The organism is Comamonas sp. lk (assembly GCF_900564145.1).
Lineage (GTDB): Bacteria > Pseudomonadota > Gammaproteobacteria > Burkholderiales > Burkholderiaceae_C > Comamonas.
In genome coordinates, this window is sequence record NZ_UOOB01000001.1 from 3266244 (window position 1) to 3290255 (window position 24012).

General features: G+C 57.1%; 32 protein-coding genes. 13 read left to right on the top strand and 19 right to left on the bottom strand.

What is annotated here, in order from left to right:
- Window positions 1-25: 25 nt before the first annotated feature.
- Genes EAO39_RS14830 through EAO39_RS14840 form a run of 3 tightly spaced genes read right to left on the bottom strand, consistent with a single transcriptional unit; the run spans window position 26 to window position 3236 of the window.
- Window positions 26-1402: a S49 family peptidase gene (locus EAO39_RS14830; protein ID WP_120968654.1), complete on the bottom strand. Its 1377-nt coding sequence runs from the start codon at window positions 1400-1402 to the stop codon at window positions 26-28.
- Complete coding sequence (locus EAO39_RS14835) at window positions 1399-2991, bottom strand: phage portal protein (protein ID WP_120968657.1); 1593 nt, start codon at window positions 2989-2991, stop codon at window positions 1399-1401. The genes EAO39_RS14830 and EAO39_RS14835 overlap by 4 nt, the downstream gene beginning before the upstream one ends.
- Window positions 2992-2993: 2 nt before the next feature.
- Entirely contained in the window at window positions 2994-3236 is a 243-nt protein-coding gene (locus EAO39_RS14840; RefSeq protein ID WP_120968660.1) for a hypothetical protein, read from the bottom strand.
- 155 nt (window positions 3237-3391) lie between these two features.
- Between EAO39_RS14840 and EAO39_RS14845 the strand changes: the two genes are divergently transcribed.
- Window positions 3392-4315, top strand: coding sequence for a hypothetical protein (locus tag EAO39_RS14845; protein WP_120968663.1), 924 nt, complete (start codon window positions 3392-3394; stop codon window positions 4313-4315).
- Between the two features lie 122 nt (window positions 4316-4437).
- Here EAO39_RS14845 and EAO39_RS14850 read toward each other — a convergent pair whose 3' ends face one another.
- The 12 genes from EAO39_RS14850 to EAO39_RS14900 form a co-directional block, all read right to left on the bottom strand.
- Entirely contained in the window at window positions 4438-5235 is a 798-nt protein-coding gene (locus tag EAO39_RS14850; protein WP_120968666.1) for a Rha family transcriptional regulator, read from the bottom strand.
- Window positions 5236-5529: 294 nt separating this feature from the next.
- Window positions 5530-6027 (bottom strand): hypothetical protein, encoded by a 498-nt coding sequence (locus EAO39_RS22650; protein ID WP_162989574.1) that lies wholly within the window; start codon window positions 6025-6027, stop codon window positions 5530-5532.
- Between the two features lie 10 nt (window positions 6028-6037).
- Window positions 6038-6361, bottom strand: coding sequence for an STAS-like domain-containing protein (locus EAO39_RS14855; protein WP_120968669.1), 324 nt, complete (start codon window positions 6359-6361; stop codon window positions 6038-6040).
- The gene (locus tag EAO39_RS22655; RefSeq protein ID WP_162989575.1) at window positions 6358-7395 is read right to left on the bottom strand and encodes an ATP-binding protein; all 1038 of its coding nucleotides are present in this window, start codon (window positions 7393-7395) and stop codon (window positions 6358-6360) included. Before EAO39_RS22655 ends, EAO39_RS14855 begins: the two co-directional genes overlap by 4 nt.
- A gap of 98 nt (window positions 7396-7493) precedes the next feature.
- Window positions 7494-7919, bottom strand: a complete 426-nt coding sequence (locus EAO39_RS14865; RefSeq protein WP_120968675.1) for a Mor transcription activator family protein — start codon at window positions 7917-7919, stop codon at window positions 7494-7496.
- A gap of 10 nt (window positions 7920-7929) precedes the next feature.
- On the bottom strand, window positions 7930-9960 hold the full coding sequence (locus EAO39_RS14870) for a phage terminase large subunit family protein (protein ID WP_120968678.1): 2031 nt from the start codon (window positions 9958-9960) through the stop codon (window positions 7930-7932).
- The gene (locus tag EAO39_RS14875; RefSeq protein WP_240467019.1) at window positions 9957-10505 is read right to left on the bottom strand and encodes a hypothetical protein; all 549 of its coding nucleotides are present in this window, start codon (window positions 10503-10505) and stop codon (window positions 9957-9959) included. The genes EAO39_RS14870 and EAO39_RS14875 overlap by 4 nt, the downstream gene beginning before the upstream one ends.
- A 136-nt stretch (window positions 10506-10641) precedes the next feature.
- Window positions 10642-11202 carry a hypothetical protein gene (locus EAO39_RS14880; protein ID WP_240467020.1) on the bottom strand — a complete coding sequence of 187 codons (561 nt, stop codon included), beginning with the start codon at window positions 11200-11202 and terminating at the stop codon, window positions 10642-10644.
- Complete coding sequence (locus tag EAO39_RS14885; RefSeq protein WP_120968681.1) at window positions 11199-11999, bottom strand: helix-turn-helix domain-containing protein; 801 nt, start codon at window positions 11997-11999, stop codon at window positions 11199-11201. The genes EAO39_RS14880 and EAO39_RS14885 overlap by 4 nt, the downstream gene beginning before the upstream one ends.
- 13 nt (window positions 12000-12012) lie before the next feature.
- Window positions 12013-12354 (bottom strand): hypothetical protein, encoded by a 342-nt coding sequence (locus EAO39_RS14890; RefSeq protein ID WP_120968684.1) that lies wholly within the window; start codon window positions 12352-12354, stop codon window positions 12013-12015.
- Window positions 12355-12425: 71 nt separating this feature from the next.
- Window positions 12426-13259 (bottom strand): hypothetical protein, encoded by an 834-nt coding sequence (locus tag EAO39_RS14895; protein WP_120968687.1) that lies wholly within the window; start codon window positions 13257-13259, stop codon window positions 12426-12428.
- Window position 13260: 1 nt separating this feature from the next.
- The gene (locus tag EAO39_RS14900) at window positions 13261-13731 is read right to left on the bottom strand and encodes a phage regulatory CII family protein (RefSeq protein ID WP_240467021.1); all 471 of its coding nucleotides are present in this window, start codon (window positions 13729-13731) and stop codon (window positions 13261-13263) included.
- Window positions 13732-13792: 61 nt separating this feature from the next.
- On the opposite strand from EAO39_RS14900, the gene EAO39_RS14905 reads away from it, so the two are divergent.
- Both EAO39_RS14905 and EAO39_RS14915 read left to right on the top strand, forming a co-directional pair.
- Window positions 13793-14068, top strand: a complete 276-nt coding sequence (locus EAO39_RS14905) for a hypothetical protein (RefSeq protein ID WP_120968693.1) — start codon at window positions 13793-13795, stop codon at window positions 14066-14068.
- 365 nt (window positions 14069-14433) lie between these two features.
- Complete coding sequence (locus EAO39_RS14915; protein WP_162989576.1) at window positions 14434-15114, top strand: helix-turn-helix transcriptional regulator; 681 nt, start codon at window positions 14434-14436, stop codon at window positions 15112-15114.
- A gap of 100 nt (window positions 15115-15214) precedes the next feature.
- Here EAO39_RS14915 and EAO39_RS14920 read toward each other — a convergent pair whose 3' ends face one another.
- Window positions 15215-16954: a methyl-accepting chemotaxis protein gene (locus tag EAO39_RS14920; protein ID WP_120968702.1), complete on the bottom strand. Its 1740-nt coding sequence runs from the start codon at window positions 16952-16954 to the stop codon at window positions 15215-15217.
- A 325-nt stretch (window positions 16955-17279) separates the two neighbouring features.
- On the opposite strand from EAO39_RS14920, the gene EAO39_RS14925 reads away from it, so the two are divergent.
- Complete coding sequence (locus EAO39_RS14925) at window positions 17280-17975, top strand: VOC family protein (protein ID WP_120968705.1); 696 nt, start codon at window positions 17280-17282, stop codon at window positions 17973-17975.
- 169 nt (window positions 17976-18144) lie between these two features.
- Here EAO39_RS14925 and EAO39_RS14930 read toward each other — a convergent pair whose 3' ends face one another.
- Window positions 18145-18576: a hypothetical protein gene (locus EAO39_RS14930; RefSeq protein WP_120968708.1), complete on the bottom strand. Its 432-nt coding sequence runs from the start codon at window positions 18574-18576 to the stop codon at window positions 18145-18147.
- Between the two features lie 360 nt (window positions 18577-18936).
- On the opposite strand from EAO39_RS14930, the gene EAO39_RS22660 reads away from it, so the two are divergent.
- The 8 genes from EAO39_RS22660 to EAO39_RS22690 all read left to right on the top strand — a co-directional run bounded on the left by EAO39_RS22660 (window position 18937) and on the right by EAO39_RS22690 (window position 21707).
- The gene (locus tag EAO39_RS22660; protein ID WP_162989459.1) at window positions 18937-19344 is read left to right on the top strand and encodes a hypothetical protein; all 408 of its coding nucleotides are present in this window, start codon (window positions 18937-18939) and stop codon (window positions 19342-19344) included.
- A gap of 68 nt (window positions 19345-19412) precedes the next feature.
- Window positions 19413-19607: a hypothetical protein gene (locus EAO39_RS14935; protein WP_120968711.1), complete on the top strand. Its 195-nt coding sequence runs from the start codon at window positions 19413-19415 to the stop codon at window positions 19605-19607.
- Window positions 19608-19770: 163 nt separating this feature from the next.
- A complete protein-coding gene (locus EAO39_RS22665) occupies window positions 19771-19995 on the top strand; it encodes a hypothetical protein (protein ID WP_162989577.1) in 225 nt (74 codons plus the stop codon).
- Window positions 19996-20011: 16 nt separating this feature from the next.
- On the top strand, window positions 20012-20179 hold the full coding sequence (locus EAO39_RS22670) for a hypothetical protein (RefSeq protein ID WP_162989578.1): 168 nt from the start codon (window positions 20012-20014) through the stop codon (window positions 20177-20179).
- Between the two features lie 75 nt (window positions 20180-20254).
- Complete coding sequence (locus EAO39_RS22675) at window positions 20255-20539, top strand: hypothetical protein (protein ID WP_162989579.1); 285 nt, start codon at window positions 20255-20257, stop codon at window positions 20537-20539.
- A gap of 407 nt (window positions 20540-20946) precedes the next feature.
- Entirely contained in the window at window positions 20947-21156 is a 210-nt protein-coding gene (locus tag EAO39_RS22680; RefSeq protein ID WP_162989580.1) for a hypothetical protein, read from the top strand.
- A gap of 34 nt (window positions 21157-21190) precedes the next feature.
- Window positions 21191-21385, top strand: coding sequence for a hypothetical protein (locus EAO39_RS22685; protein ID WP_162989581.1), 195 nt, complete (start codon window positions 21191-21193; stop codon window positions 21383-21385).
- A 160-nt stretch (window positions 21386-21545) separates the two neighbouring features.
- Window positions 21546-21707, top strand: coding sequence for a hypothetical protein (locus tag EAO39_RS22690; protein ID WP_162989582.1), 162 nt, complete (start codon window positions 21546-21548; stop codon window positions 21705-21707).
- A 372-nt stretch (window positions 21708-22079) separates the two neighbouring features.
- Here EAO39_RS22690 and EAO39_RS22695 read toward each other — a convergent pair whose 3' ends face one another.
- On the bottom strand, window positions 22080-22655 hold the full coding sequence (locus EAO39_RS22695) for a hypothetical protein (RefSeq protein ID WP_162989583.1): 576 nt from the start codon (window positions 22653-22655) through the stop codon (window positions 22080-22082).
- Between the two features lie 83 nt (window positions 22656-22738).
- Between EAO39_RS22695 and EAO39_RS14945 the strand changes: the two genes are divergently transcribed.
- Window positions 22739-23092 (top strand): hypothetical protein, encoded by a 354-nt coding sequence (locus EAO39_RS14945; RefSeq protein WP_120968718.1) that lies wholly within the window; start codon window positions 22739-22741, stop codon window positions 23090-23092.
- A gap of 308 nt (window positions 23093-23400) precedes the next feature.
- Here the strand turns inward: EAO39_RS14945 and EAO39_RS14950 are convergent, their stop codons facing one another.
- Window positions 23401-23883 carry a hypothetical protein gene (locus tag EAO39_RS14950; RefSeq protein WP_120968720.1) on the bottom strand — a complete coding sequence of 161 codons (483 nt, stop codon included), beginning with the start codon at window positions 23881-23883 and terminating at the stop codon, window positions 23401-23403.
- Between the last annotated feature and the right edge of the window lie 129 nt (window positions 23884-24012).

The window sequence follows — 24012 nt, forward strand, 5'->3', positions numbered from 1 at the left end:
TGTGCTCCTGTTGAATGAGGGTGAATCAGCGCTTGGCATAGCCGAATGCCTGGCCCCAGCCCGCTTCGGTCTGGGCGCTGGCGGTGGTTGCGCTGTCAGGCGCGGCAGCTTCCACGCCCGAGACATTGGGGTTGCCCATGGCCGCCATGGCCTGGGCAAACGGGTTGGCTGGCGCACCAGCAGTGGCCGCTGCGGCCGTCACTGCGGCTACAGGTGCCACATCCAGAAAGCCCTTGGCCTGCTCGGCACTCAGGCCCGTGCTGATGCACTGCTGGGTAATGGCCGGGTTGGCCGATGCATTGGCATGGCCCAGGATGGCCGCCACGCGCGCACGCTCGGCGGTGGCACCTTCGGCGCGGGCTTGCTCTAGGCTGGCCTGGGCCGGCTCGGCCTGTACAGGTGCAGTAGCAGTCGTAGTGGTTGCCTCAGCGGGCGCAGCCGCCGCCGGTTTGATGGTTTGGGTGTCACCCATAGAAGCTCCTTCAAGTTGATAAGACAGTCCCGCGCCTGCGGGGTAGCTGCGGGAACGGCGGGCGGCCAGTTCGGCAATCACGGCGTCGGCCGCGCCAATGCGGTCAGCCAGGCGCGCAGCCACTGCGGCCACGCCCCGATAAACCGAAGCACGCGTATCGCGCACGGCCTGCTCGGTCATGCCCCGGTGCTGGGCCACGGCGTGGATGAACATCTGGTACAACCCCTCGATGTCGGCCTGCAGGTTCGCGCGCACCGCATCGGGCAAAGGCTGGTAGGGGTTGCCGTCCACCTTGTGGTCGCCAGCAAAGATGTGAGAAACGCTGATGCCCTCGTTGGCCAGTGCGCGGCTGAAATCCACATGGCGCATCACCACACCAATCGAGCCCACATACGACGTGGCCGAAAGCACCACCTCATCGGCCGCGCTGGCAGCCAGGTAGGCAGCACTGGCGGCCATGCCGTCGGCCACCGCCACAATGGGTTTGCTGCCGCGTGCGGCGTAAATGCGCTCCGCCAGCTCGAAGGCGCCGGATACCTCGCCACCCGGGCTGTCCATCACCAGGGCAATGGCATGCACCTCGCTCTTGGCCAAGGCGTCTTCCAGGTCGGCGGCCAGGTCGTTGTAGCCAATCAGCAAGCTGCTATCGGCCTCCAGCCGGGTGCGGTGCACCAGGCCGCCCATGGCGCTGATCACGGCCACGCCCTCGGTGACGCGGTAGCCGCGCTCGGTGCGCTCGCCCTTGCGGGTGGTAAACATCTCGGCGGGCAAGGCCGCGCGGGGGCTGATGGCGGCTGCATCGATCTGCAAGCCATCGGTGCCAAGCAGCCGCTGGCCCAGGCCGGCAATGATGGCGTCCAGCTTTTGCGGGTGCAGCAGCAGCGGGGTGTTGAACAGGCGGTCGGCCAGATGCGGGTAAGGTCGGCTCATGGCGCATCCTTTTGGGCGGCTGCGCCCTCTTCCTTGTCGCCAGCGCTATCGGCGGTGCTGGCAATCCAGGTGGTGGCCATGGGGCTGACCAGGCCCAGCTCGGCACGGCGCTCGGCTTCAATCTTTTGCTGGTGCAGCACCTCTTCCCAGTCCAGGCCCTGCTCTGCGCATTCCTGCTCCAGGGTGGAAACGCCAATCTCCAGCCGCAGCTTGGCCGCGGTGATTTCCTTGACTGGGTCCACCCAGCCCTTGCCGCCAAACACAAAGCGGCAGCGGGTATAGGCATAGCGGTTGGCGTAAAAACCGGGCGCGTCAATCACGCCCGCGTTCACCGCCTCTTCCAGCCACAGCTCAAAAATGGGCTTGAGCCAGGTGCTGGTCAGCCAGCGGCGGCGGCCGTGAAAGTAGCGCCAGGCCTCCAGCAGCGCAGCGCGGGCGCTGCTGTAGTTCACTTTGCTGAAGTCTTTGGCAAACAGCTCATACGGCAGGTTCATGCCTGCGGCAATGCGCCGCTCCACTGACTGCATGAAGGCCTCAAACGCCACATTGGGGCGGCCGGGCGTAAACGACTGCAGCCTGGCACCCACGGGCAGCGGAATCACCGCCCCAGCCTGCAACTTGCCAATGCTGCGCGACTGCTTGACGGAGTCTTTCCACGCATCGCGCGGCTGGTCGCCAAACAAGGCGGCAGAAGATTCCTGGTCCAGATCCGACTCCAGAAATGCCGCCACCAGCGAATTGGCCAGGCTGGCCTGCAGCTCGTTCTGGGCGTACTTGCCCGCCATATGAAACTCGCGCATCACCGCGCTCACGATGGGCTTGCCCCGGCTTTGGCCCGTGCGCTCTTTGGAATGCAGATGCACCACACGGCGGCGGCCCCAGGGCGTGAAGGCGGGCACGCGCTCCCAGCGGTTCAGGTCCATGGATTCATCGCCGCGCAGGTACAGCGCATCACCCGGGTGCGCTGCCTGAAAGTGGTAGGCCACTGGCGCGCCCTCGCGGTCAAACTCCACACCCCGGCGAATGCGGGCCATGCCCTGCAGGTGGGGCGGTGTCTCCAGCCGGTCGGCCTCGATCACGCTCAGCCGTGTGGCCCAGGGACTGTCTGGCCGGGGCAACCATTTGGGAATGGCCACCGCATCGCCGTTGATCATTTCGCCGCCCAGGGCCAGCACCGTCAGGCCCAGCAAATCCAGCGTGCGGGCCGCATCGCAATCCGTCGTGTCGGCCCAGCTACGAAAGTGCGCCTCTACCTTGTTGCCCCATTCACGGGCCCGCTCGGGGGTCCAGCCCAGCAGGCGGTAATCGGGCAAGGCAGACAGGCGCAGCACCGCTCCCACCACGTTATCGCGGTGGGTTTGAATGCCGCCGGCCATCAGCCCGTCATTGCGGGCCAGGTCTCGGCTGCGGCTGGTCAGTGTGTCCAGCTCGGGGAGTAAGTCTGCATCGGCACTGCCCGCAAACGGCTGCCAGTCACGCAGGGCCAGATCGGTGTGCGATGCACCCTGGTGGGCAGACATGGCCGCCCCGCCCTGCACAACAGATGCACGGGCGCGGCTTTGTCGGTTCTGGCGTGTGCTGCGGCCCATGCTTACACCAGGTAGATGGGCTTGCGCGCTGGCTGGCCGGTACGGCGCAGCAGCTCGGCGTTGATATCGTCAATGGCGCGGCGCAGCTGCGTCGTATCGGCATTGAACTGCACGGAGCGTGCGCCCACGCCGTCGGTGCTGTGGCTGGCCTGCGTGGGGCCGGTCAGGCGCGCATCGATGGCGGCCAGATAACTGTCGCGCCGTGCGGTGAGCTGTTCGGTGGTGAGGTGGCTGTAAAGACCCATGCACCGATGGTCGGCGGATGGTTGCGACAAGTCACTGCGACATATGTCTCTAAATCATGTCGCAGCTGTCAATCGCTTATGCAGCAATAACATCAACAATCAAATTGATAGCAAAGTTAAGATGCGCGGCAACAGAAAACAACGCAGAGGGAGCAATGAACAACTATTACCGAATCGCTGCACGGTACTTTGAACAATTTGAAGGAGCGAAGTACTTTCCTAAATGGTGGAATTGGAGGTCGATCCTTCTTGCGCTGTCATTGGTCGCATTTGGCTCCGCCATCTACTGGTACTTTTTCGCCAGCTCACCTGCTCTCCTAGATAGATGGCCGGTGCTAGTTCCTGAGTTGGTCGCCATCCTCGCCTCTTACTCGATCATCGCCTACAGGAATAAAGGTTTGCTTGCAGACCTTCCAGACGATGAGAACGTTGAAAGAGAATTAAAAGTTCACCACGCTAAACGCAAGGCGTTGATCAAGCTAACAGATAGCAAACCCTCTGAGTTCCTTCAGTTGCTTGATGAAATCAAAAAGCTACAAGCGCTGGAACAAGAACTGCGCTCCAAAATAGATCCAAGCTTTTGGAAGACTTTTTGGAACTTCGTTAACCATCCACTACTGCCAAAAGTAGGCGGCTTGTTGCTGATCGCGATTGGAATTGCTTTTGGCAAGGTTGAGAACATCACCAATCTCAATCCTGAGCGGTTCATCAACAGCCCGATCACTCTGTCGATGCTATGGGACGCGCTACAAATCATTGCCGGATTAGTGATCATTGGTGTCATGCTGTATATGCTCACTGGGCAACTCCTAGAACTAGCCGCCTTACTAATTTCGATCAGGTGGCCAAGCAAGCACGGCAACGCAACAGTGCTCGAATACATGAAGCGTGATCTCATCAAGTACTACGTTCCAGAGCCGAAGCCTGCGGCGGTTGCAAAAATCGACACAGCGCAACCGCATGTCATTGAGCCCGAGCGGCAAGCAGAGCCCACTTCACTAGGTGTCGCCATCGCTGCACTAGGCATCAAAGCGCTCTACACAGGCTGGCTGAACAGCAAGCCACCGCTCAAGAAGTAAAGCGACCAAAACAAAGCCCCTGCCAACCAACGCCAGCAGGGGCTTTTTCATTGCACCAAGAGATTTAAGCCAAAACGACCTCTAGCACTTATCCATCAAGCGCTAGCAGCTATCAAAACTGATTACTTGAAGGTCATCATCAGCGTGCCGGGTGGCAGGCTGGCGGCGGGCTTCTGGGTGGTGTAGACAGGTTGGGTCACCTGCTTTTCGCGGTGCTGGGCGCGTTGGGTCAGACGCTGGGTGCAGGCTGTGGCCAGAGTGGCGAGCTGGGCGTCGGTGGCTGAGAGAACCTCACCGCTGGCGATGCGCTCGGGCAGTGCGTTGAAGGAGACGATCATCTGATCGTCGGCTATGGGCTGGGCATGGGGCACGCTGGGCTGGCCTTCGCGGTCGTAGCCCAGGTTGAGCAGGTAGCGGAAGTGGCGCCAGTCGGTGTTGTCTGCGGCCATCACGGCGTCGAACACGGCCTGCGTGACCTGGGCTGCGGCCTGTGTCGCCAGACGCTGGGCAAGCTGGATGCGCTGCGGGTCTTGCGCGGGCTTTTGCAGCTCTGCCTCCATGCGGTTGAAGGCGGCGATATAGGCCAGCTTCCAGCGCAGCGCCTCTTTGCCGGTAAAGCCCATTGCCAGCAGCATGAAGCCTTCGCGGGTCATGCGGTAAACAACATCCTGCCGGGTTGCGCCCTGCATGTTGGCTGCGCCTTCAATTCGCGTGTCAACGCAGGTCTGCGCAAAATTGCGCGCATCTGGCTCTGGCAATTCAGAAACCAAGTTTTTGATAGCGCGCATCACGTCACGATGGCGCTTGCCAAAGAACTGTGCGACTTGAATGCTTGTGGTGGTGACGATGCCGTCGTGAATTGAAAGCTCGGGGCGAGCAGATACGGCAGTTACGGACGAACCAGTGGTGATGTCAGCCATGACGGGCTCCTGTGCGACAAGTGTTTGAACCCATCGCCTCAGCCGCCAAGCAAAGGTGATGGACCGTGCAGGGTTGGCGGACCGGACACAGGACCGGCACACCCTTGCGGGTGTCCCCACACGGCCCACCGTAAAGCGGAGCCATGCGCGCGCAGGCATGCTCATAAAAGCAAAAAGCCGCAGACCATGAAGTGATGGCGCGGCTGCTGCGCCTGTGTAGTTCCGGGCCGCCAAGCCCAGATCACGCTTACGGGCGTGATGACCCAATTCTAACTTGAATTTTGCAGAAATTGATCATTTAAAAGCTAATGAAAAACCATCTTCCAAGCTATCCATTAGCCCATGTGTTGATTCCTCAATATTCAGAATGAAATCAGAGTCTGGAGCAAGTTTCTCTCGTGTACTTGATTTGAATGGATCACTTGTTATGGCTTCAAAAAAAACTCCGCAGCATTTAACTGATTTTTCAAACGGAGATCCATCACATCGTTTAACTCTACCATTTAAGCGTTCAACACGCGAAACTATTCGATAGACTTCAAATGCAATTTTGGATGACTCAGAAACGTCATTTTGTGGATCTACTGGCTTAGTGTAGTATTCTCGACATGAATCAGCTAACTCACTTGCCTTCTTGCAGATAGCATCTATTTCAGACCTTGTTTCTTTTCTTTTCTCTCTTAGGTTACTTTGGCTATTGTTTAAAAACCATCCGACCACCACAAGTAACCAAGCTACAACAACAAGATGATCTTTATATGCAGCAAAAAATGAAACTTCTTCTGAATTCATAAGACCCTATTTATTTTTTAAATTTATTTTTAGGGTCTAATATATGGGACCAAGCCTTATTAGTGAATGTTTCAATTCTTCCAGAAATAGTAAGCTTATCCTTTATTTCATCAACCGATAATCCCGCCTCTCTAACCAAGCCACCGAAAGCCTCGTCCAAAAATGATGAGCCCAAAGTCAAAACTCCATCTAAATTAACTTCCACCGCCCCCGATTTTAAGGCAGGAACGAGTAGCTCCTCTCTAAATAGCTGCCCAGAAAATGGACCATCTTCACGATGCCGCCCAGAAGGGCTACGGGAAAAATCCTTGGCGATAACTATTAGCTTTTTCATTTCTCATCCTTTGGAAATTTAATTATCCAAATAATCAAAGTCCCATTCAATCGGTTTCCAAGGTGAGCTGTATGCTGTTCACCGTGATATCGATACATGCCCCTATTACTCATAATTCCAAGTTCACTGTTCTTGTATTTTTTTGTAAATTGAAGCATTTCAGATAGTCCTCGACCTCTGTAGGGCAAACCCGTTCTTGTTCTGCCGCCTACCGCAGCAGTTATCAACTCAACATCCGCACGAGCAGTGTCTTTGGAGCGAACTCCCAGCAACACCTCTTGAACCTTTGGCTTCTGACGAACTGTTTTAGGGATAGTGAGGCCACGATCATGAAGTGCAATAAAAATATTATTTTCAGAAACTGTAGAAAATATCCACCATGGCTTCGAATCTCCAGTCTGATAGGCATGATTCCCAACATTGACCATTGCCTCGCTAATACAGCCACCTAATTCAATTTGCTTTTCTTCCCCTAGAATTGATCTTAATTCAAGAAAAAAGTTCTCCATAGAACTTGTATTTTCTTCAACTTGGCTATTATTGTCATTTTGATGTAAGTAGTGCCAACGCAGAACATCGCTATGAGAGGACTCTTTTCTCGTTTCGAGCCCCAATTTACCAAGCACACCGACATGCGATAGCATCTGCTCGACCAAATCTACGCTCGGATAGTTTGCCGAAACTTTCTTCGGATATTTTTTTACCCATTCGTCTACCCATCCCATGAGAATGAGTACACCACAAGGGTATAGGTGTTCTAATTTTCGAAAATCAATCTTTACTGACTTTCCGTTCAATAGATGATTATTTATTTTCTCAAAAAAACTCTCAGTTTCTCTTCTCTGACCAGGTGGCGCATAATATTTAAGGTGGACAGGTGCGGTGCGCACTATTGGCGACAAAAGCACCGCCCGCGAAACCATTACCCTATTCTTTTTTGCCGTGATATAGCCACAAAATCTCTTATCTTTTTTTAATAATGCGCGCTGTCTCCTAATAAGCCAATCTAGTCTTCCCCTCGATATTTTTTTCATTTTTTAGAACTTAGTTTAAAAATTAATAAAAACTTCCTTCTATTGTAGGCGAACACTACAGTCAACTGGTGCGCTATACCCGTCAGAGTCAGTCGCTTCTAGCACTCAGCAGTTCGCCCTGCCTCAAAAAGCACTTTTAAAGGGCTCTTGCCTTGCGGTACTCCATCCTGAAGGATCCGCTGCACCTGTCTCACACTAAGACCAAACCTACGCGACAGCTCAAGAGCATTGCACCCATCGAAGCTGGCACGTATTTCCTGGGCCACACGCTCGCGCTCCCTCACCCGCTCATTGCGCACATAGACATTGAGCCCACCTAGCCGCTGCACATAGCGGCGCACCAACTCTTCCGTCAAGTCCTCTACCCGCTCCACACCATGGCATAGCGCGGCGGCGGCCAGTTCCTCGCGCAGCACGGCAATGGGGTCCAGTTTGTTGTTACTGGGTGCGGGAGGGGTGGAGTTTGGGTTCTTCTTGTTCATTGTTTTGATCGCTGGTTGCGCTTGCGCTGCTTGGGCTTGCATTGGTTTTTTATTAATAGAGGCTCATGGGGGCGAAAAGCTCGTCGTCATCGCTTTCGCGTGATGTTTTGGCCCGTAGTGGCGTGGCATCTGCCCTTGACTGCTCTGGCTGGGCAACTTGAGCCGCGGTGGTGTTGAAGAGGTCTTGCGGGGGCTGCACGGTTTGCTCCAGCTCCAGCCAGCGGGCATCGGGCCATTTATGGATGCCAAGGCACATGGCGGCGTGCAGGGCGTAGTTGCGGCAGTCCAGCACCTCATTGCGCGGCCTGCGCTTGACCCAGCGGTACACGTCTTTGCCGTTGACTTTGACCAGCACGCGCTGCTCTGCGGTGAGTTGTTCGTACCATTCGCGCGGCAGCTTTTGGCTGGTGTGCACGTAGCCGGGGCCGGGTTTGTCAATGGCGAGCTGGCCCAGCAACAGGTCTTTGGCGCTGTCCACACCCACCAGCCAGAGCTTGATGCCGTGCGATATCTTGCGGCCACGGTAATTGACCTCTTGCAGACTGCTGGGGCCAACGATGTTGCGGTTGTCGTTGTTGTCGCCCTTGATGGCGCGCAGGCCGGTGAGCTGCCCTTGCGCGCTGCGCACCCAGTTGTAGACGGCCTGGGTCTGGTCGGAAGAGTCGATGCTGATGGCAGACAGCCCCAAGCTGCCGCCGTGCCAGGCCTGCACGTAGCGCTGCTGCAGGTATTGGGTGACGGGCTCCCAGTCGGCTTCGCTAGCGGGGTTGCCTTGAATGATGTGGTGGGTAATGGCCCAGCTTTCCAGCCCGCGGCCCCAGGCCCAGATGGCGATCTCCCAACGGTCGCGCTGCACATCGACCCCGGCGGTGAGCAGCAGCGCGCCGGCGGGCACGCGGCCCAGGGGGTAGTCTTCGGCCCGGGCTTGCAGGGCGTGTTCGTCGCTGCTGTCGCCTTTCAGCTCCCAGGTCTCGCCCAGGGTTTCGTTGGTGAAGCCGGTCATGGGCCCGACGTCGCCCGCCTGCAGGGCGCGGTGGGCTTTTTCAAACTCATCGACGATGCTGACCCAGGTGCGCTGGGGGCTGTAGGCGGCCCAGACATGCACGCCCAGGGTGCGCGGCGGGCGGCAGGGCTGGCCCGCAGCATCGCGCCAGATGCGGTCTGCGCCATAGCGGCGGCCGGTCTTTTTGCAGACCCAGGTGCCGGTGAGCGGCCAGCCACCGGGCAGGTAGTCGGCCTGGGTGATTCTCTCTAAGCAGTGGGGGCAGACGTGGTGCACGCTGGCGGGCTGGCCTTTGACCCATTTGAAGCCGTAGGGCAGCTCTTTGCTGCCCCAGACGAGCGGGTGCTCCGCGCCGCAGCGCGGGCATTCGATGTGGTACTGGACGTAGGCGTCGGATTCTTCGCAGGCGCGCTCTACATGGCACATGCCTTTGACGCGGGGCGTGCTGCCGCCGACGAACTTGGGGTATGGCGCGCCTTCCAGCCGGCCTTTGGCGAGGCTGCCGGGGTCGCCGGATTTTTCGATGCTCTGGTCAAAGGCGCTCCATTCGTCGAGGATGGAGACGGCCACGGTGATGCGGCGGTAGGCCCGCGCAGCCTTGCCGCCCAGCAGGTGCAGCACGCTGTCGCGAAAGGGCTTGTACTTGATGGTGTCCTCCACCCCCTTGCCTTGGCGGCGCGCAGCCTGCACGGCGGCCACGCCGTCAAGCACGGGCTCGATCTCGCTCTTGACGTAGCTGTCGCGGTCGTCGTCGGTGGGCTGCCAAAGCGCCTGTTTGCGGCGGCGGTGGGCGATGTTGTAGGCGACGAAGGCGGTGATCATCTTGGTGTAGCCCACGCGCTTGCTCTTTTTGACGGCCAGCTCTTCGATGCGGTCGTCGCTCATGAAGTCGAGAATGCCGAGCTGAAAGGGCCAGCCGACCCAGCCGCCCTTCTGGTGGCTGGATTCGCCCGCCAGCAGAAAGTGCTCGGCCGCCCATTCGCTAAGGGTTTGCGGTACATCGGCCCGCAGGCTGGACAGGCCCAGCGCGGCGGCGGTCTGGATGGCGGCCATGGCTTCCGGGCTGAAGGGTGCACTCATGCGGCGTCGCCCTCCTCATCGGCACCTGCTCTGATATCAAGTGTTGCGGTCTCGTCTATGTCGAGCTGCGCCATGGCTTCGACCTCTTTGTTGACCAGTTGGCAGGTGGAGCGGATCCATTCGTTGCGCGCGTCGGCCATGATGCGCAGCACGATCAGCAACACCTCTTGCGGCAGGTCCGGGCAGGCCTTGCGCACCTGGCCTTCGAACTGGTCCATGCGATCGACGATGGCGGAGCTGGCCAGGCCGAGCACGTCGGCCAGAATGCCGATGGGCGCGTACTCGCCACGGGCGACAGCGTTCTTCAGCTCCTGCGCCTCGCGCTGGGCCTTGGCCAGGCCGGCGCGTTCTTGGACTAGGTCGAGGCCCAGGGTCTCGCCGATCCGGCCCGCGGCCTGGTCGCGCAGATGTTCGCAGTAGCCCACCAACCAGGCGTGCACGTTATCGCCACGGGTCATCACGCCTTCGCTCATGCGCTTGCTGATGCTGGCTTCGCTGACACCCACCATCTGCGCAAATTCTGCTTGCGAAACGATAGCACCCAAATAAGGCAGAACCTTCACTTAACCCCCTTAGTAAACTCACGCAACAGTCCGACAACGCGGCTCGAATTACCCGCTTCAGAGCTGGCTGGGAAGGACCCGCGGCCCTCAATCTGCCTGTTTTTTGTGCAGCGCACCATCAGACCTTCACCTCCAGGCCCAGGGCCATCCGGGCCGACCTGCCCGAATACATCGAGATGCTGGTGTCGCCGCCCTCCATGCGGGCCACGATGCGGCGGGCCCAGTCCTTGCCGTCGTTGCGCTCTTGCAGGCTGACCTTCACGGGCTGCGCTGCCACTGGCGCAGGCAAGGCAGGCAGGCCCTGCTGCTGGGCATAGGTCTGGCGCGGCATCACGGCATCGCACATCTGCTCGAACTGCGGCAGGTTGGGCGGGAAGTCCGCATGTTCGGCAGCCAGGCGAGAGGCGGCCAGCTCCACCACCGTGCCGGGAAAGCGCGACAGCTTGGCATCCCAGACCTTCATGGCCGAGATCGCGCCCTTGTCGTGCTTGCCAGCCATCTGGCCCGTGGCGAACTTGCTGGTGAACAGGCTGCCGTACGAGCCGTGCAGCAGCATGAACAGCTTGCGGATCACGAGGCTGACTGCCTGCAACGAGGCCTCAGCAGCCTCCTCAGCCGTGTCGCGATAGGCCTGCGGATCTCGCATGGCGTGGTCTGCAAAGGTGGCGATGTTTTTCATTCCCAAACTCCGTCGAAGATGGCTGCGGCTGCACCGGCATGCTTGTGGCTGTTGGCTGGCAAACGACCGCCCGATGGCTGTGCAGCTGGCTTGAGCCACGCGGCCTGCAGCCCTTGCGAGCCGCGTATGCACCACAGCTGCAGGAAGGCCTCCAGCGTCATGCCGGCCTTTGCCGCCTCTGACCGAGCGCCGTTCACCACGGTCTCCGTCACCGGTGCCCGCTTGACCTTGCGCAGCTGCTGCCAGTCGGCCCAGGTCTGGTCGGTCACGTCGTCGGGCTGAACAACAGGTCCTGCGCGCTGTTGCGCAGGTATGTTGGTTCTTTGATGGTTCCTATTACGGTTCAATGATGATTTGGGTGCGCCTCCTGCACCCCTGGGGTGCGCCTCCTGCGGGGGTACAGGTGCGCCTGGTTCACCACCTGGTGCGCCTGGTGCGGGGGGTGCGCTATCTGCGGGGGGTGCGCTATCTGCGGGGGGTGCGCCATCTGCACCACCCACCTTGTTCCGGCTGCGAGCCGATGGCGCTTTCGTCGGGTCAAAACGTGAGGGCGTGATGGTGTAGCTGGTACTGGCGTTCAGGCGATATTCCCGAAACACCAGACCGACCTTCTGCAGCCACGACAGCGCCTCTTGCACCGCGCGTTCCGACAGGCAGGTGCGCCGGGCAATGGTTCCGACGCCGGGCCAGCACACGCCGTCGTCGTTCGATTGATCTGCCAGCGATATCAGAACCGCCTTTTGTGCAGCAGACATGCCCTGCATAGGCCAGCAGGCCGACATGATGATGGTGCTCATACTCTTCTCGTTATCAGGCCAAGGCCGTTTGACGCGCCTTGCAACGCACGGGTTTGATGGTTCGCTGTCGGGTGGACAGGCTGCACATGCGTGCCTCGCCCTCCTCCAGCCTTCCGGCGGCCAGCAGAGCGTTCACCGTGCTGGCCACGCTGCTCAGCTCCAGCCATTCGCCTGTTTGCTCGTTGTGGTAATCGCGCAGCTCGCGGCGGCTCATGTCTCGGCTGCCGTACTGGTGTGCATGGCGCAGCGACTCGTACAGGCGTTCGTTCAAACGGCGGCGCGTCTCGTTGCCCAAGGCCGCAAAGGCCTCGGCACTCGTATCGCGCGCCGTCACAGCGCTGTGGGTTGGTTTCATGGTTGAACCTCCTGATATCAACGCGCACGGCATTGCACCTGCGCTCAAATTCATTGCTTTATTTATTGAAGTCATACGCCTGCGGCCTCGCGCAAGCGGAAGCGGATACGGCGCTCCAGATAGGCCGTGGCGTCGGCACGTTTGGCCACCTTGTCCATGTCAAAGCGCGGCTGGTAGCCACGACCCGGCCGCACAAACATCAGCACCGGACGCACATCGGCGCCGCCTGTGCCGCTGGCCGCCCAGATGCCGGGAGCCAGGTGTGCCGTGCGCTCGTCCTGCTCGCCCTTCTGGGTAATGCGTGGGCCGCCGCGTGTCTTGCCATAGGCCACGAAGTAACGCCGGCCTGCCTGCTTCTTGGTGCCGCGATGCACGCGCAGATAGCCCTTGGCGCTCATGTTGGCCTTGTAGCCCTGCTCGCCAAACGCCTGGAAGTAGCTGATCAGCTGCACCAAAAACGGTCCGCGCAAATTGCCCTTGCCGTCATCACTGCCGGGGTACGGCCCACCCCGGTCATCGCTGGGAATGGCCGTCTGATAGCCGGCCGGCAAGATGCCCGCACGCTTGAGCGCCACCTCGCTGCGCTTGTCGCGCCGACGGCCGCCCCAAGTCTGGGCATCCAGAATCTTTTGCGGATCGATCCCCTTGCCGCCCATATAGGTCGGCTCGATGGTCACGCTCAGCTTGACGGCCGTGGCCATGCGCACAAACGGACTGCGCAAGATGTAATTGGTCGGCCGGTCGAACACCGCACGCATCTCGTCCTGCATGGCACGGCGGATCTCGAAGCCCGTATCGTTCAGCGCCTTGGCATAGGCCTTGGCGGCCTGTGCGCCCGTCAGGCCGTGGATCTGCCGCAGCAGCTCCGCCTGGTTCAGCACCCGCGTGCTCAGCTGGATATGCATATCAGCCCTCCTCCACTGGCGCCGGCACGCGCGCTGCCGCCGTGACCAGCAGCTGGTTCAAGGCAGATATCAGCTCGTTGTAGCGGTACTGCAGGCGCTTGATCTCGTTGCGGCTCACCATGGCCTTGCCACCACGAAAAGCGTCTGCCGCTGCGGACGTGAACTCGCCCACCTCCTGCTGCAGGGCCACAAACGCCTCCACCGGGTCGCCCGCAGCCTGGTCCGGCAGCGCGGGCACGCAGGTGTAGCCCAGAGCCGCCGCCATAGCGCGCAAGATAGCCGGGTTGCCCGCCATCACCTGTAGCGCCACAGATTCGCGCAGCGTAAGGTGGTGCGTCGTGTTGTTCGGGTTGAGCTTGTTTTGCAACGTGTTGGCGCTCACGCCCATGCGCTCAGCTAGCACTCGCACACCGCCGGGATGTTTGTGCGCAATCAGATAGGCCGCATCCGCAACATCGACTGGTATTGGCATGTCGGCCTGAGCATCCAATTCGCCATTGTTTGTGTAGGGAGGAAAAGAGACACTGCTTCTCATGACCACACCTCACTTCTCAGGCGCATCGCTGACGGCCGCCGCGCAGACAGCCAAGCAAACTCCCATCGCCCCCACACCCGAGTGGGCCCAGGCCATGGAGCTGCTGCTGCAGCAAATCGTCTTCGTCCTCGACGTCGAAGGCCGCGACAGCTTCACCGCCCGCAAGGTTGGTCGCTGGAACAACCAGTGCATCCACGAAATGCTGCGCACCGGCAGCGTGCCCATGCCCGTGATCGAGGAGCTGCAGCGTGTGGCGGTGCGGGTGCTGACGTGACAGCTTGTGCTGGCAGCCAAGCCCCGCACGCCAAGCTTGCGGCGACGGCGAGAGATTCGCTCAACCATGAGTAGCCTCCTGGCCAGCTTGATGCTGAGAGATTGACTTCGCAAACGGAGGAGGTAAGCCCTCCACGTTTCGACGAGTCCATGCAGCGAGAACACGGTCAGCGATCTTGTCGCTGAGGACCTCGGGCCACTTGTCGACGGCCTGGTAAGACACCCCCAAAGCGGCAGCCACTTCTCGAGTGGAGCCGCCGAGCATTTCTATGGCCTCTGTTTTTCGGATCGTCATGCCTCAATCTTAACCTTAGTTAAAGAATGAAAGCAACCATAGTTAGTATTGAATCCGCCATGATTTCAACCATGGTTGATTACAAAGAACGCATAGAGAAGGCGATGAAAGCCGCCGGTGTAGACATCACAGAGCTTGCGAGGTCTGTTGGCGTGTCATATCAGGCTGCGCGAAAAGTCCTCGAGGGCGAGAGCAAGGCATTCACTGCCGAGAACAATGCCAAGGCCGCTGCACGCCTGAATGTGTCGTCGGACTGGCTTGCGACCGGCATGGGCGACATGGCACGCAATGCAGGCGGCATTGTTTTCTCGGAAGAAAACGAAGACCTGATACGCATCCCCCTGCTGGCCAACAGCGGCAGCATGGGCAAAGGCAATGACACGCTTGATGCGGACTATGTGGTGGGCGACTTGGCCCTATCCGCACACTGGATCAACCAGTACATCAAGCCCGGCAACATCCAGGAGTTGAAGTTCATTCACGCCCATGGCGAAAGCATGTCACCCACTTTCAGTGACGGCGACGTGCTGCTGGTCGATGTGGGCTCGCGCGACCCTGCCAGCCACGAAGGCGTTTACGTGCTCGATGTACACGGCCAGACCTACATCAAGCGCGTACGCATGCGCATGTCAGGCACGTTGGAGGTCAGCTCGGACAACCCCAACATCAAGACCGTGGATGAACTGAACGGCGATCACCAGGTACGCGTGCTGGGTCGCGTCGTCTGGGCATGGAATGGCCAGAAGCTATAGGCATCGCAAGGCCACTGGTTGCCGACGAGATCCTCGAATGCGGGGCTATGCCCTCTGCCTGTAGAGGTCAGTTGGCATATTTCCCCAGCGGCCAGTCGCTCTAGAACGCCTCCCAATTGCTGTCAGCCCTGTCTGTAGATCGCTGGGCTCCAGCCATCATTGCAGGACGACTCAAAGCAGCAGGCTTGGCGGCAATCGCCGAGCTTCGGGGACGATTTATAGGTGGCGTTGTTTTTACCGACTGTGCCGCATGCATCGGAGAAGCCAACCCCTCTGCTGCTGCGCGATTCGTTTGCTCAAACTCCGATAGCTTGAAGACTTCCACCGCCCCTACCAGGGCTTGAGCCTGGCTGTTCAAACTACTAGCCGCAGCGGCCATTTCCTCCACCAGCGCGGCATTCTGCTGCGTGGTTTGATCCATCTGGGTGACGGCCTCACCCACCTGCGCCATTCCCGAGCTCTGCTCGTGACTGGCCGAACTGATCTCACCCATGAGATCCGTTACGCTGCGAATCGCCGTGACCACCTCGATCATGGTTTTACCTGCCTTGTCCACGAGCTGCGACCCATGCTCCACGCACTGGCCACTGTTCGCGATGAGCAGCTTGATTTCCTTCGCTGCTTCGGCGCTACGCTGAGCCAAGGCCCGCACTTCGCTGGCAACCACGGCAAAACCTCGACCTTGCTCGCCTGCGCGTGCAGCTTCTACGGCCGCATTCAAGGCCAGGATATTGGTCTGAAAGGCAATGCCATCGATAACGCTGATGATGTCGGCAATTTTGCTGCTGCTCGCATCAATGTTTTTCATGGTTGCAATCACTTCTGCAACCACCTCACCGCCTTGAGCCGCCACTGAGGACGCACTGATGGCCATCTGATTCGCCTGGCGTGCATTGTCTGCATTCTGTCGAACAGTAGCTCCCAACTGCTCCATGGATGCAGCTGTTTGCTCGAGCGCGCTGGCCTGCTCTTCGGTTCGACTGGACAGGTCACTATTGCCTACCGCAATCTGAGCGCTGGCCGAAGCCACCCCTTGTGCATTGCCTCGCACTGTGGTCACCGTCGTGACCAGACTTTGTTGCATGCGTTTCAACGCGTTGAGCAGTTGGCCCATCTCGTCTCGGGACTTCACAACAATTTGCCCACTCAGGTCACCGCCAGCCACGCGGTCGGCCACTGCGACAGCTTGTGCAAGGGGCTTGGTAATCGAACGGGTAATGGCAACGGCAAGAAAAATAGCCAACGCGATGGCTATTGCACTTGTGGCCCAAATGCTTCGCGACAAACTCAGGACAGCAGCTTCTGCCTGTTGGCTAGCTAGTTCAGACTTCTTTGTCTGGCGATCCAGCATTTCGCGAATGTGACGCTGATATTCGAGCTGAATGGGGCGCAGCTTGTTTTCAAGCATTTCCACAGCAGCTTCTCCACCACCCTGATCAAGCAGGGCAAGAAACTCGTCGCCCTGCTTGAGGAAGGCCAGATTAAGCTGCTTCAAATCTTTCAACGAAGATCTATCTTCAGCAGCCTGTAAGAGCTTGCCCAGGCTCTCCATCTCAACCACAGCCTCAGCACGAGATTTCTGAATGATGGTGCGGGCAGATGCCTGGATCTTCGCCGTTGAAAACAGTGCCAAATTCCGAAACTGAATCACCTGTTCATTGGCATCATCCGTAATGGTGTTCAAGGAGCGAATAGTGGGAATGTGGCCTTCGGTTATTGCAGTGAGAGCCGTATTCTGCTCTGACGAACCTAGGAGGGCGACGCCCCCTTGGATCAACATCAACACCATCATGACCAGGAACGAAACGGTCATTCGGGTGGAAATTTTCAAACGATCCATGTCAGACGCCTCCTAATATTGGCAGTCGATTTTTAGCAAAAATTATTGCAATTCTCTATCTGAATCAAATTGTGTTTATTTCAGTATGCAGCAAGGCATCGCGTAATTTTTAATGCCATTGGCTTGAATTACTCTGACACCACGATCTGCCGGCTGCACTTTGTAGGTAAAGCACAACTACTCGTAAAAAATGGGTGAGCTGCGGCAAAAGGTCGGGTAACGCATTCAGTCCAGTCATGTAGGCTGGTCAGCATCCGCACTAACAAAGTAACATCTGCAAACCATCGCTCGTGCTGTGGGCAGCACTCACCTGACTTAGGAGCCTATGCCGTCACGTTCTCTCCTCGACCACATCACGGTAACAGCCTTCTCGCTTGAAGAGGGAGCAAAGTTCGTATCCGAAACACTCGGAGTTTCACTACAAACTGGTGGCGAGCATCCGCGCATGGCAACCCACAATATGCTGCTTCGCCTCGGCGACAGCATGTTCCTTGAGGTCATCGCACCCAACCCAGCAGCTCAGCCGCCTTTACGGCCTCGCTGGTTTGCGCTTGACGACCTTGACGCGCAATCGCCGCCATCGCTGTCCACATGGGTGGCTCGAACCCCCAATATCCAGAAAGCGGCCGCCGCTGCCTCCGAGCCACTTGGATATATCGAACCCATGAGTCGTGGCGCATTCGAATGGCTCATCACCATTCCTGAGGATGGCTCCGTTCCGCTCAATGGCACGGCTCCCGCCCTTGTCGAGTGGCATACCGATGTGCACCCCGCTCGCACGCTAGAAGATAAAAGACTGTCTCTTGCCAAACTCGAGATCTTTCACCCAACCCCAGACCGCGTCTCTCAGCTGCTGTCCTCGCTCGATCTGGACGCACCGGTGTCAGTGCGCCAAGCCGAGCCCGGCACCTCAGCGCGCCTGGTTGCACACATCAACACTCCACACGGGCTTCGCCTTCTGTCGACTGCCAACCCGCCACTCCACCAGACCAACCACAGCAAAGCGGAACTAGAGCAGTAAACGACAAACCGCTTTGCGGGCAATCCGCATGAGCTGCTCACACTCGTAATTTCGGCACCTTCATCACCCCCCAAACAAGCCCGCAGCAGCGGGCTTTTTTTACGACCCAGCCCAACCTCATTGAAGAACTCTTCATAAATTACATTTAACCATGGTTGACACCATTTATTTAACCATGGTTAAATTCACTCATCGCAGCAACCACTACGGCACAACCAAGACCCACCAACGCTAGCGCATGGTCGGCAGCAAAGGGAGTGCATTCAGAAATTGCAGACGCGATGGGCACCACGGCATCGACCGGGTCAGGCCCGGTCTCTTTCAAAAGTCGAACGCCCATGTCGTTCGCTCCACCAGTGCGGAGCGTCCCCGGGCCAATAGCATCAGCGGGCACGGCCGCTGCGCTGCGCGGCATCCCTGCCGCATCCAGCCGCCAAAGTGCGTACACGGTCAAAAGGGTGAGGCGAATGCGGCCAAGAGCAAGAACGGCAACGCTGGTTGGAATCCCGGCACCGCCTACCCCGAGCGCATCGGGGCCAAACCAGAGCGCCTTGCACCAGGGCACTGCGGTTTGACCCGTTTTTCGCCGAGCCAGGGCCATCTCCGCCCTCCCTCACCTCCACTTCCTGGCACGCCCGCAAGGGCATCGGCATTTTTCACCCCTGCCCCCATCAGCTGCTGGACGGGCTTTTCTTTTGGCTCCGCCTGCGACCAACGCGGCCAAACAACACCGACCGCAATTTCTGTTGACGAACTGAACAGGCAAAACCTAAACTACTGTACACATACACAGCACTGATCAAAATAACAGTAAAATTCTGAGCAGCATGCCGCTCCAAGCATGTGCCCTCACCCGCAGGGCCGAAGCGGGGCCATCAAGAAAGAGTGCAAGCCGGGTGTGGACCTTGGCAATGCAATGCCGCCACCGACAGACCGAAAGCCGGGCTCGCACTCTTCCTTGATGGATCTGCCCAAAAGCAGCCGCAACCCTTACCGCCAGTTAGCGAAGCGCAATCCTTCCGCCCCCTTCATTGGTTTCGCGCCCCTCAAGGCACTGGCCTTTTATCTCTGCGGCCCGCGCAGCGGGCTTTCTTCTCGCCTTCAGGAGTTTTCATGCTGTACAGCACCGTTCCTCAGCCCGTTGATGAAGACCTCGTGCAGCGACTGCGCGAGAAGGGAGGTCTGTGAAATGGCCGCACACCCGCACCCTGGCGCTCGCGCTGCTACTGGCAGCCTTGCTCCTGCTCGCTCCGACCTTGGGGCAAAACTTTTGAATGCCGCGCGATGGGCGCTCGCCCTCCTCGGCATCTTCTGCCTCATCGGCGTAGTCGCCGTCATTGCCACCACCCCCGAAGCCTGGCCGCTCTGAACGGTCAACCTCATCAAGTTGGATAGCTACATGCGCTTGACCGATAAGCGCCAGACCGGAGAAACACCATGGCAAAAATCATCGAATCCCTGATCCTCATCGCCGCCATCATCATGGGTGCCCTCTGGCTGGCCACCCCCAGCGCCCAGGCCGACGAACCCAAAACACTCACCAAATCCGTGCGCGACGAATTTGCCTGCCCCGGCATGCACGCCGAATGGCTGGACGCCCACACCGTGCAATGCCTGCGTGAAAAGCCCTGACCCGCGGCCTCACACTAGCCATGCAGAAAGCAGCTGTAGCGCTGAGGCCCCCAGCGTAGCCGCAATGCCGTAAGTTTTGGTTCCAAACCGGTTTCTGTCACGAAAAGAGAGTACTGTGAAGAAAGCAGTCATTTTTGAGTGCTTTATTGGATCGGAGGCTTGTATGAAAGCCACAGTCAAAAAAAATATCAATGCCCGCACTCTCAAACCCGGGCATCCAGACGTCGATAGCCATTCGGTCTCTCATGACGACTACTCCCATACGCCTGATCACCCCATCAAAAAGGGCCGCTTTATTTTGAGTGATCTAGTTGCCAACAGGATCCCATCACCTAAAGCCACTCAAGTGGGGCTGAAGATTGTGGGAAAGAAATTTCTGAGCGGCTAAGCTGAAGGAAATTTATATGTTTGTATTACCACTATCTAGGGCCAACAATCTTTGGTCGAATCTTATGCATACGTTATTCCCTTGGGCACGGGCTTTTCCAGGCCTGCCAGAAGAAGAGGAAACGAATGTGAAAGTGGATGAACCTGTGGTCGAAAAAGAGCAGCAAATCAATCGTGATGCGTAAGCTAATTAGACCTCACAGATTCACCATTGACCCACTAGCCACCTATAGGTGGCTTTTTAACGTAGAAGGCGTAAAATGAATGGCAGGAAATGCAATAATTTCCTCACTAAAATAGAGGCCTATATGTTAACCATATCAAAAAAGCACCCATCGGAAAGCCAGTCTGTTTTTAAAGAAATTGATAGCACTGCAGTACCTACTGGCGACTATGTCTATTGCCCCGAAATTTACGAAGCCAGATTGCCTAAAAACGAACACAAAGAACCGCAAGTGCGCATCAAAAAATCACGCCTGGCACAACGTAGCAACGCAGCGGAAGAAGACTACCAATCCCGTTCTTCTGCCACCCTACACCGCTAGTTGCACCGGAGTTTGGCCCACAGATCCTTGCCCACCCGGCACTCCAATCCCCTGCCTGCTTTGCAGCTATTCAGGCATCTAAATTGCGTTTTCGGCATGCCTTCAAGTGCTATGCCTGGATTTATTTTTCACTTTAATTTATAGCTTTAGTTCGGTGTTTTTAAAGCATGTTAATTATGCTGAGAAAACCATACTTATCGAATTAAAATATAACATTGTGTGTAAATCACTCACACACTGATAGCATCAAAAGCTTTACCACACTAGCCACAAGAAGATTAACTACAGTTTGGCACAGCTCCAATCAACGTAATTCTTTGTGTGAAAAAGGTTTTGTTATTTGAATAGGCGTATTGTTCGTTAATGGAAGCCAGAAACGGCCATCCCAAAAAAGACCGGAGGTCTTTATGCCATTCAACGAAAAAATCACACTTACATTCAAGGTACGCAGACCGCATCTCCTAGATATCGATAGCTACCTTTTTAATGACGATGATTTCACCATAACGTCAAATGATGATCGAATGGGTGAATCACCAGAATTTGATGATTCCTCCAGAGAGGCCATAAAAAATTCACAAATTTCCCAAGGAAGAAAAGCACCTTCAGACGAATAATTAATTTAGGTGCCAACGTAAATCAGGAGGCCTTATGACCTACCTAAGTTCTCAATGTCAAGGTTTTTGGTGCTCAATAAAAAAAGCTTTCTACGGCATCAACAACAGAACAAATCTTCCAGAAAATCAGCAGAAGAAATCGCCGATTGATGAGCAGAAAAAAGATCAGGAGCTTCAACAGCCGATCCTGACAAAAAAGCAACGAGATCTACATAGCAACGTCACTTAGGTGAATGTTGCTTGAGCGGTGCTAACAGACGGTCGTCGTGAGCGCCATCACCCAGGACATCGCTCCTAAAAGAATCCCCACTCAGTGGTCCCTTTAAAAGTGAATCTTGGATCCTTCGCAAATTTTTCAAATTTGCTCAACTCTTCAAGGAGCTTCCACAATGACCCAGCAAACCAACGCACAAAATAATACGACCCAGCAAGGCCAAACGCCTGTGGATCAAAACCAAAAAGACAAGCAACAGCAGCAGCAGACACCAAACCCGCAACAACAGGGCCAAAATCCTGCTCAAGAGCAGAAAAAGCCCGGCCAGCAGGGGTAACCACTGTTTTTCTGATCTCAACGGAGCTTGAGACGACCCAAACGGTCAACGAGCTTCGTTCTCGGAACCTCTACTGGCCCATGCAAATGGGGCAGCCGCTAAAAAATCCAAACTTCAGTCAGCAGCAATGCAAATGCAATAAGCGCCAACCAGGCTCACAGCCCTTGACGCAAATGAATGAGCAAATGCACTGACCCGTAACCACCAATGAGAAGACCCGCATCGCGCGGGTTTTCTATTTTGAAGGACCTCTGCCACATGCCATCCACTTCCAAGGCTAGTACGCTTGGCCGATAGCAGACTCTTCTGGATAGCCGATCTCGACGCAATGCAGTCCTCGTAGAGTTTCACGGCTGCTCCTGGTCGATTTGACTACATTCGCGAGCTCAAAACCACTTCAACAGCCTTCCAGGTTACTCGCCGTCCATCCTCAGGCGCGGTCTGCGCACAGATTTTGGAAACCTCATACATCTGCTTCCAGCCTGCCTTGTCGAACAAATCTTTTACGTCGATGGTCTTGCTAATCTGTGCCACGTCCCCTGCCGGCAAGTCGCAGATGGACGCCCCCTGCTTGGTGTAGCAAGCAACGTGAGAGTCGAAGGCGCGCCGCTTCATCTGTCGGCAGTTGCACTTAGGCTGTGCCGAGATATCCAAATAGGGAACGATGGACTCCTGCAGGCAGCGCATGGTGGACTCCCGCCACTTCTTTCCTGCGTCAGACAGGGCAGTATTTCCTAAAAAGGCTCGGCAGTATTTGTCCCCGTAAGACATGAAATACTCGTCGGCTTCTGCTTCACAAGGGCAGTATTTTGCAAAGCAAGATTTGTAAGCATCGCAACTCGGTTGTCCTGAATTCGAGCACTGCGACCTTGAAACTCCTGGCCAAGCCAAAAACAGCAAAGCAGTAGCAATGGAAGCCAAAAATACTTGGGATCTGTTACTTTGCATGAGGCATCTCTCGTACGGCTGCTAAAAATCACCGTTGAGTGTGGACTTGTCAGTAGCGAAAATCCAAGCAAATCGACCAAGCTTTGCTGGATACAGCAAAACAGTTGTTCAAAAATGCGGCCACGCTACAGGTCTACCAGGCCGTGTTTGATGCCGTGATGCTGGAGGGAGAGGCACCACACGCCACCCGCATGCTGCTGCTGTCTTTTACCCGCGGCGCAGGCGGCGCGATGGCTCCCTATGTGCAGCCCATTGAAGCCGGATCCATGGTGATGACGCTGGCCAGACTGGCGGCAGCCTGCACTCAGCGCATGGCCACGCGTGCCGAGCTGCTAGCCCCTGCAGCACCAGGGCGCGGCACAAGCTCAGCAGGCCCAGCCAGGTCAAACCGGCCAGCAAGGCCGCTTGCAACTACGGTAGGTTTATCAATTTCATAGCTTCTAGCGCTTTCCACATAAGCGCTAGAGCCTAATTTCATTCAAAACCCAGCCCGCCCGGCCCACGCCGTGAGGGCTTTTTTATTGCCTGAGGTTTGACATGCAAGCAGATACGGAAGCATTACCCATACGCATTGAAGCGATGAGGATCACCCCAGCCAAAGGGGTGCTTGTGGACATACCGGGCAACCCGCAGTACGAATTTTTCTGCATCAACATGGGCACAGGTATCGGCTACCTGGAGTTTCAGCGCATGCCCGATCGCCTGCCTGCACCGCCGGGGTTTATCGATATGTCCCCGCGCAAGCCTACAGACCCAACCAGCTTTTTATCGACACGATGGCTTGAGGACCTTTCTCAAGCCCGAGGTCCACAAGTTTTAGTACAACATGTTTTATGGTCTCGACGGGCAGCGATCGAAGCTGAGCAATCAATTTCTGCTTATCGGGCGGCGCTAAGTCTGATTCCATGACACGCATTTCGATCAGCGCCCTGATCGTGTCGTCATGCAAGCGGATGGTGACGACGCCGAAGATGGCAGAGAGGCCTCCGTCATCGAGCATGAAATCATTGCCCTTGTGCGTAATCTTGCCGCCGCCGTAGTAATACTGCCGATCAATCGCCATTTTCAGCTCTGGATCGATCAATCCATGCTCTTTCAGGTAGAGCAAGTTGGCGAGTACCTTTTCCTCATCGACATCAAACTCCGCCAGCCTAGTGGTGGAGCCCCATGGCTGCGCGTTGACATAGTCTTGCAAGATGCGCAGTTGCAGCGCTCTGTCCAGTTTCATCGACCCTCCTGTCGTTATTAAACGCAAGCCGTCATTGCGACATGCCGCTACCAGTTTACGCAGCAGGCCTTTGCCCGCGCTGAGACAAATCACACCGCCTGCCCGGCCCACTCCGCGCGGGCTTTTTTA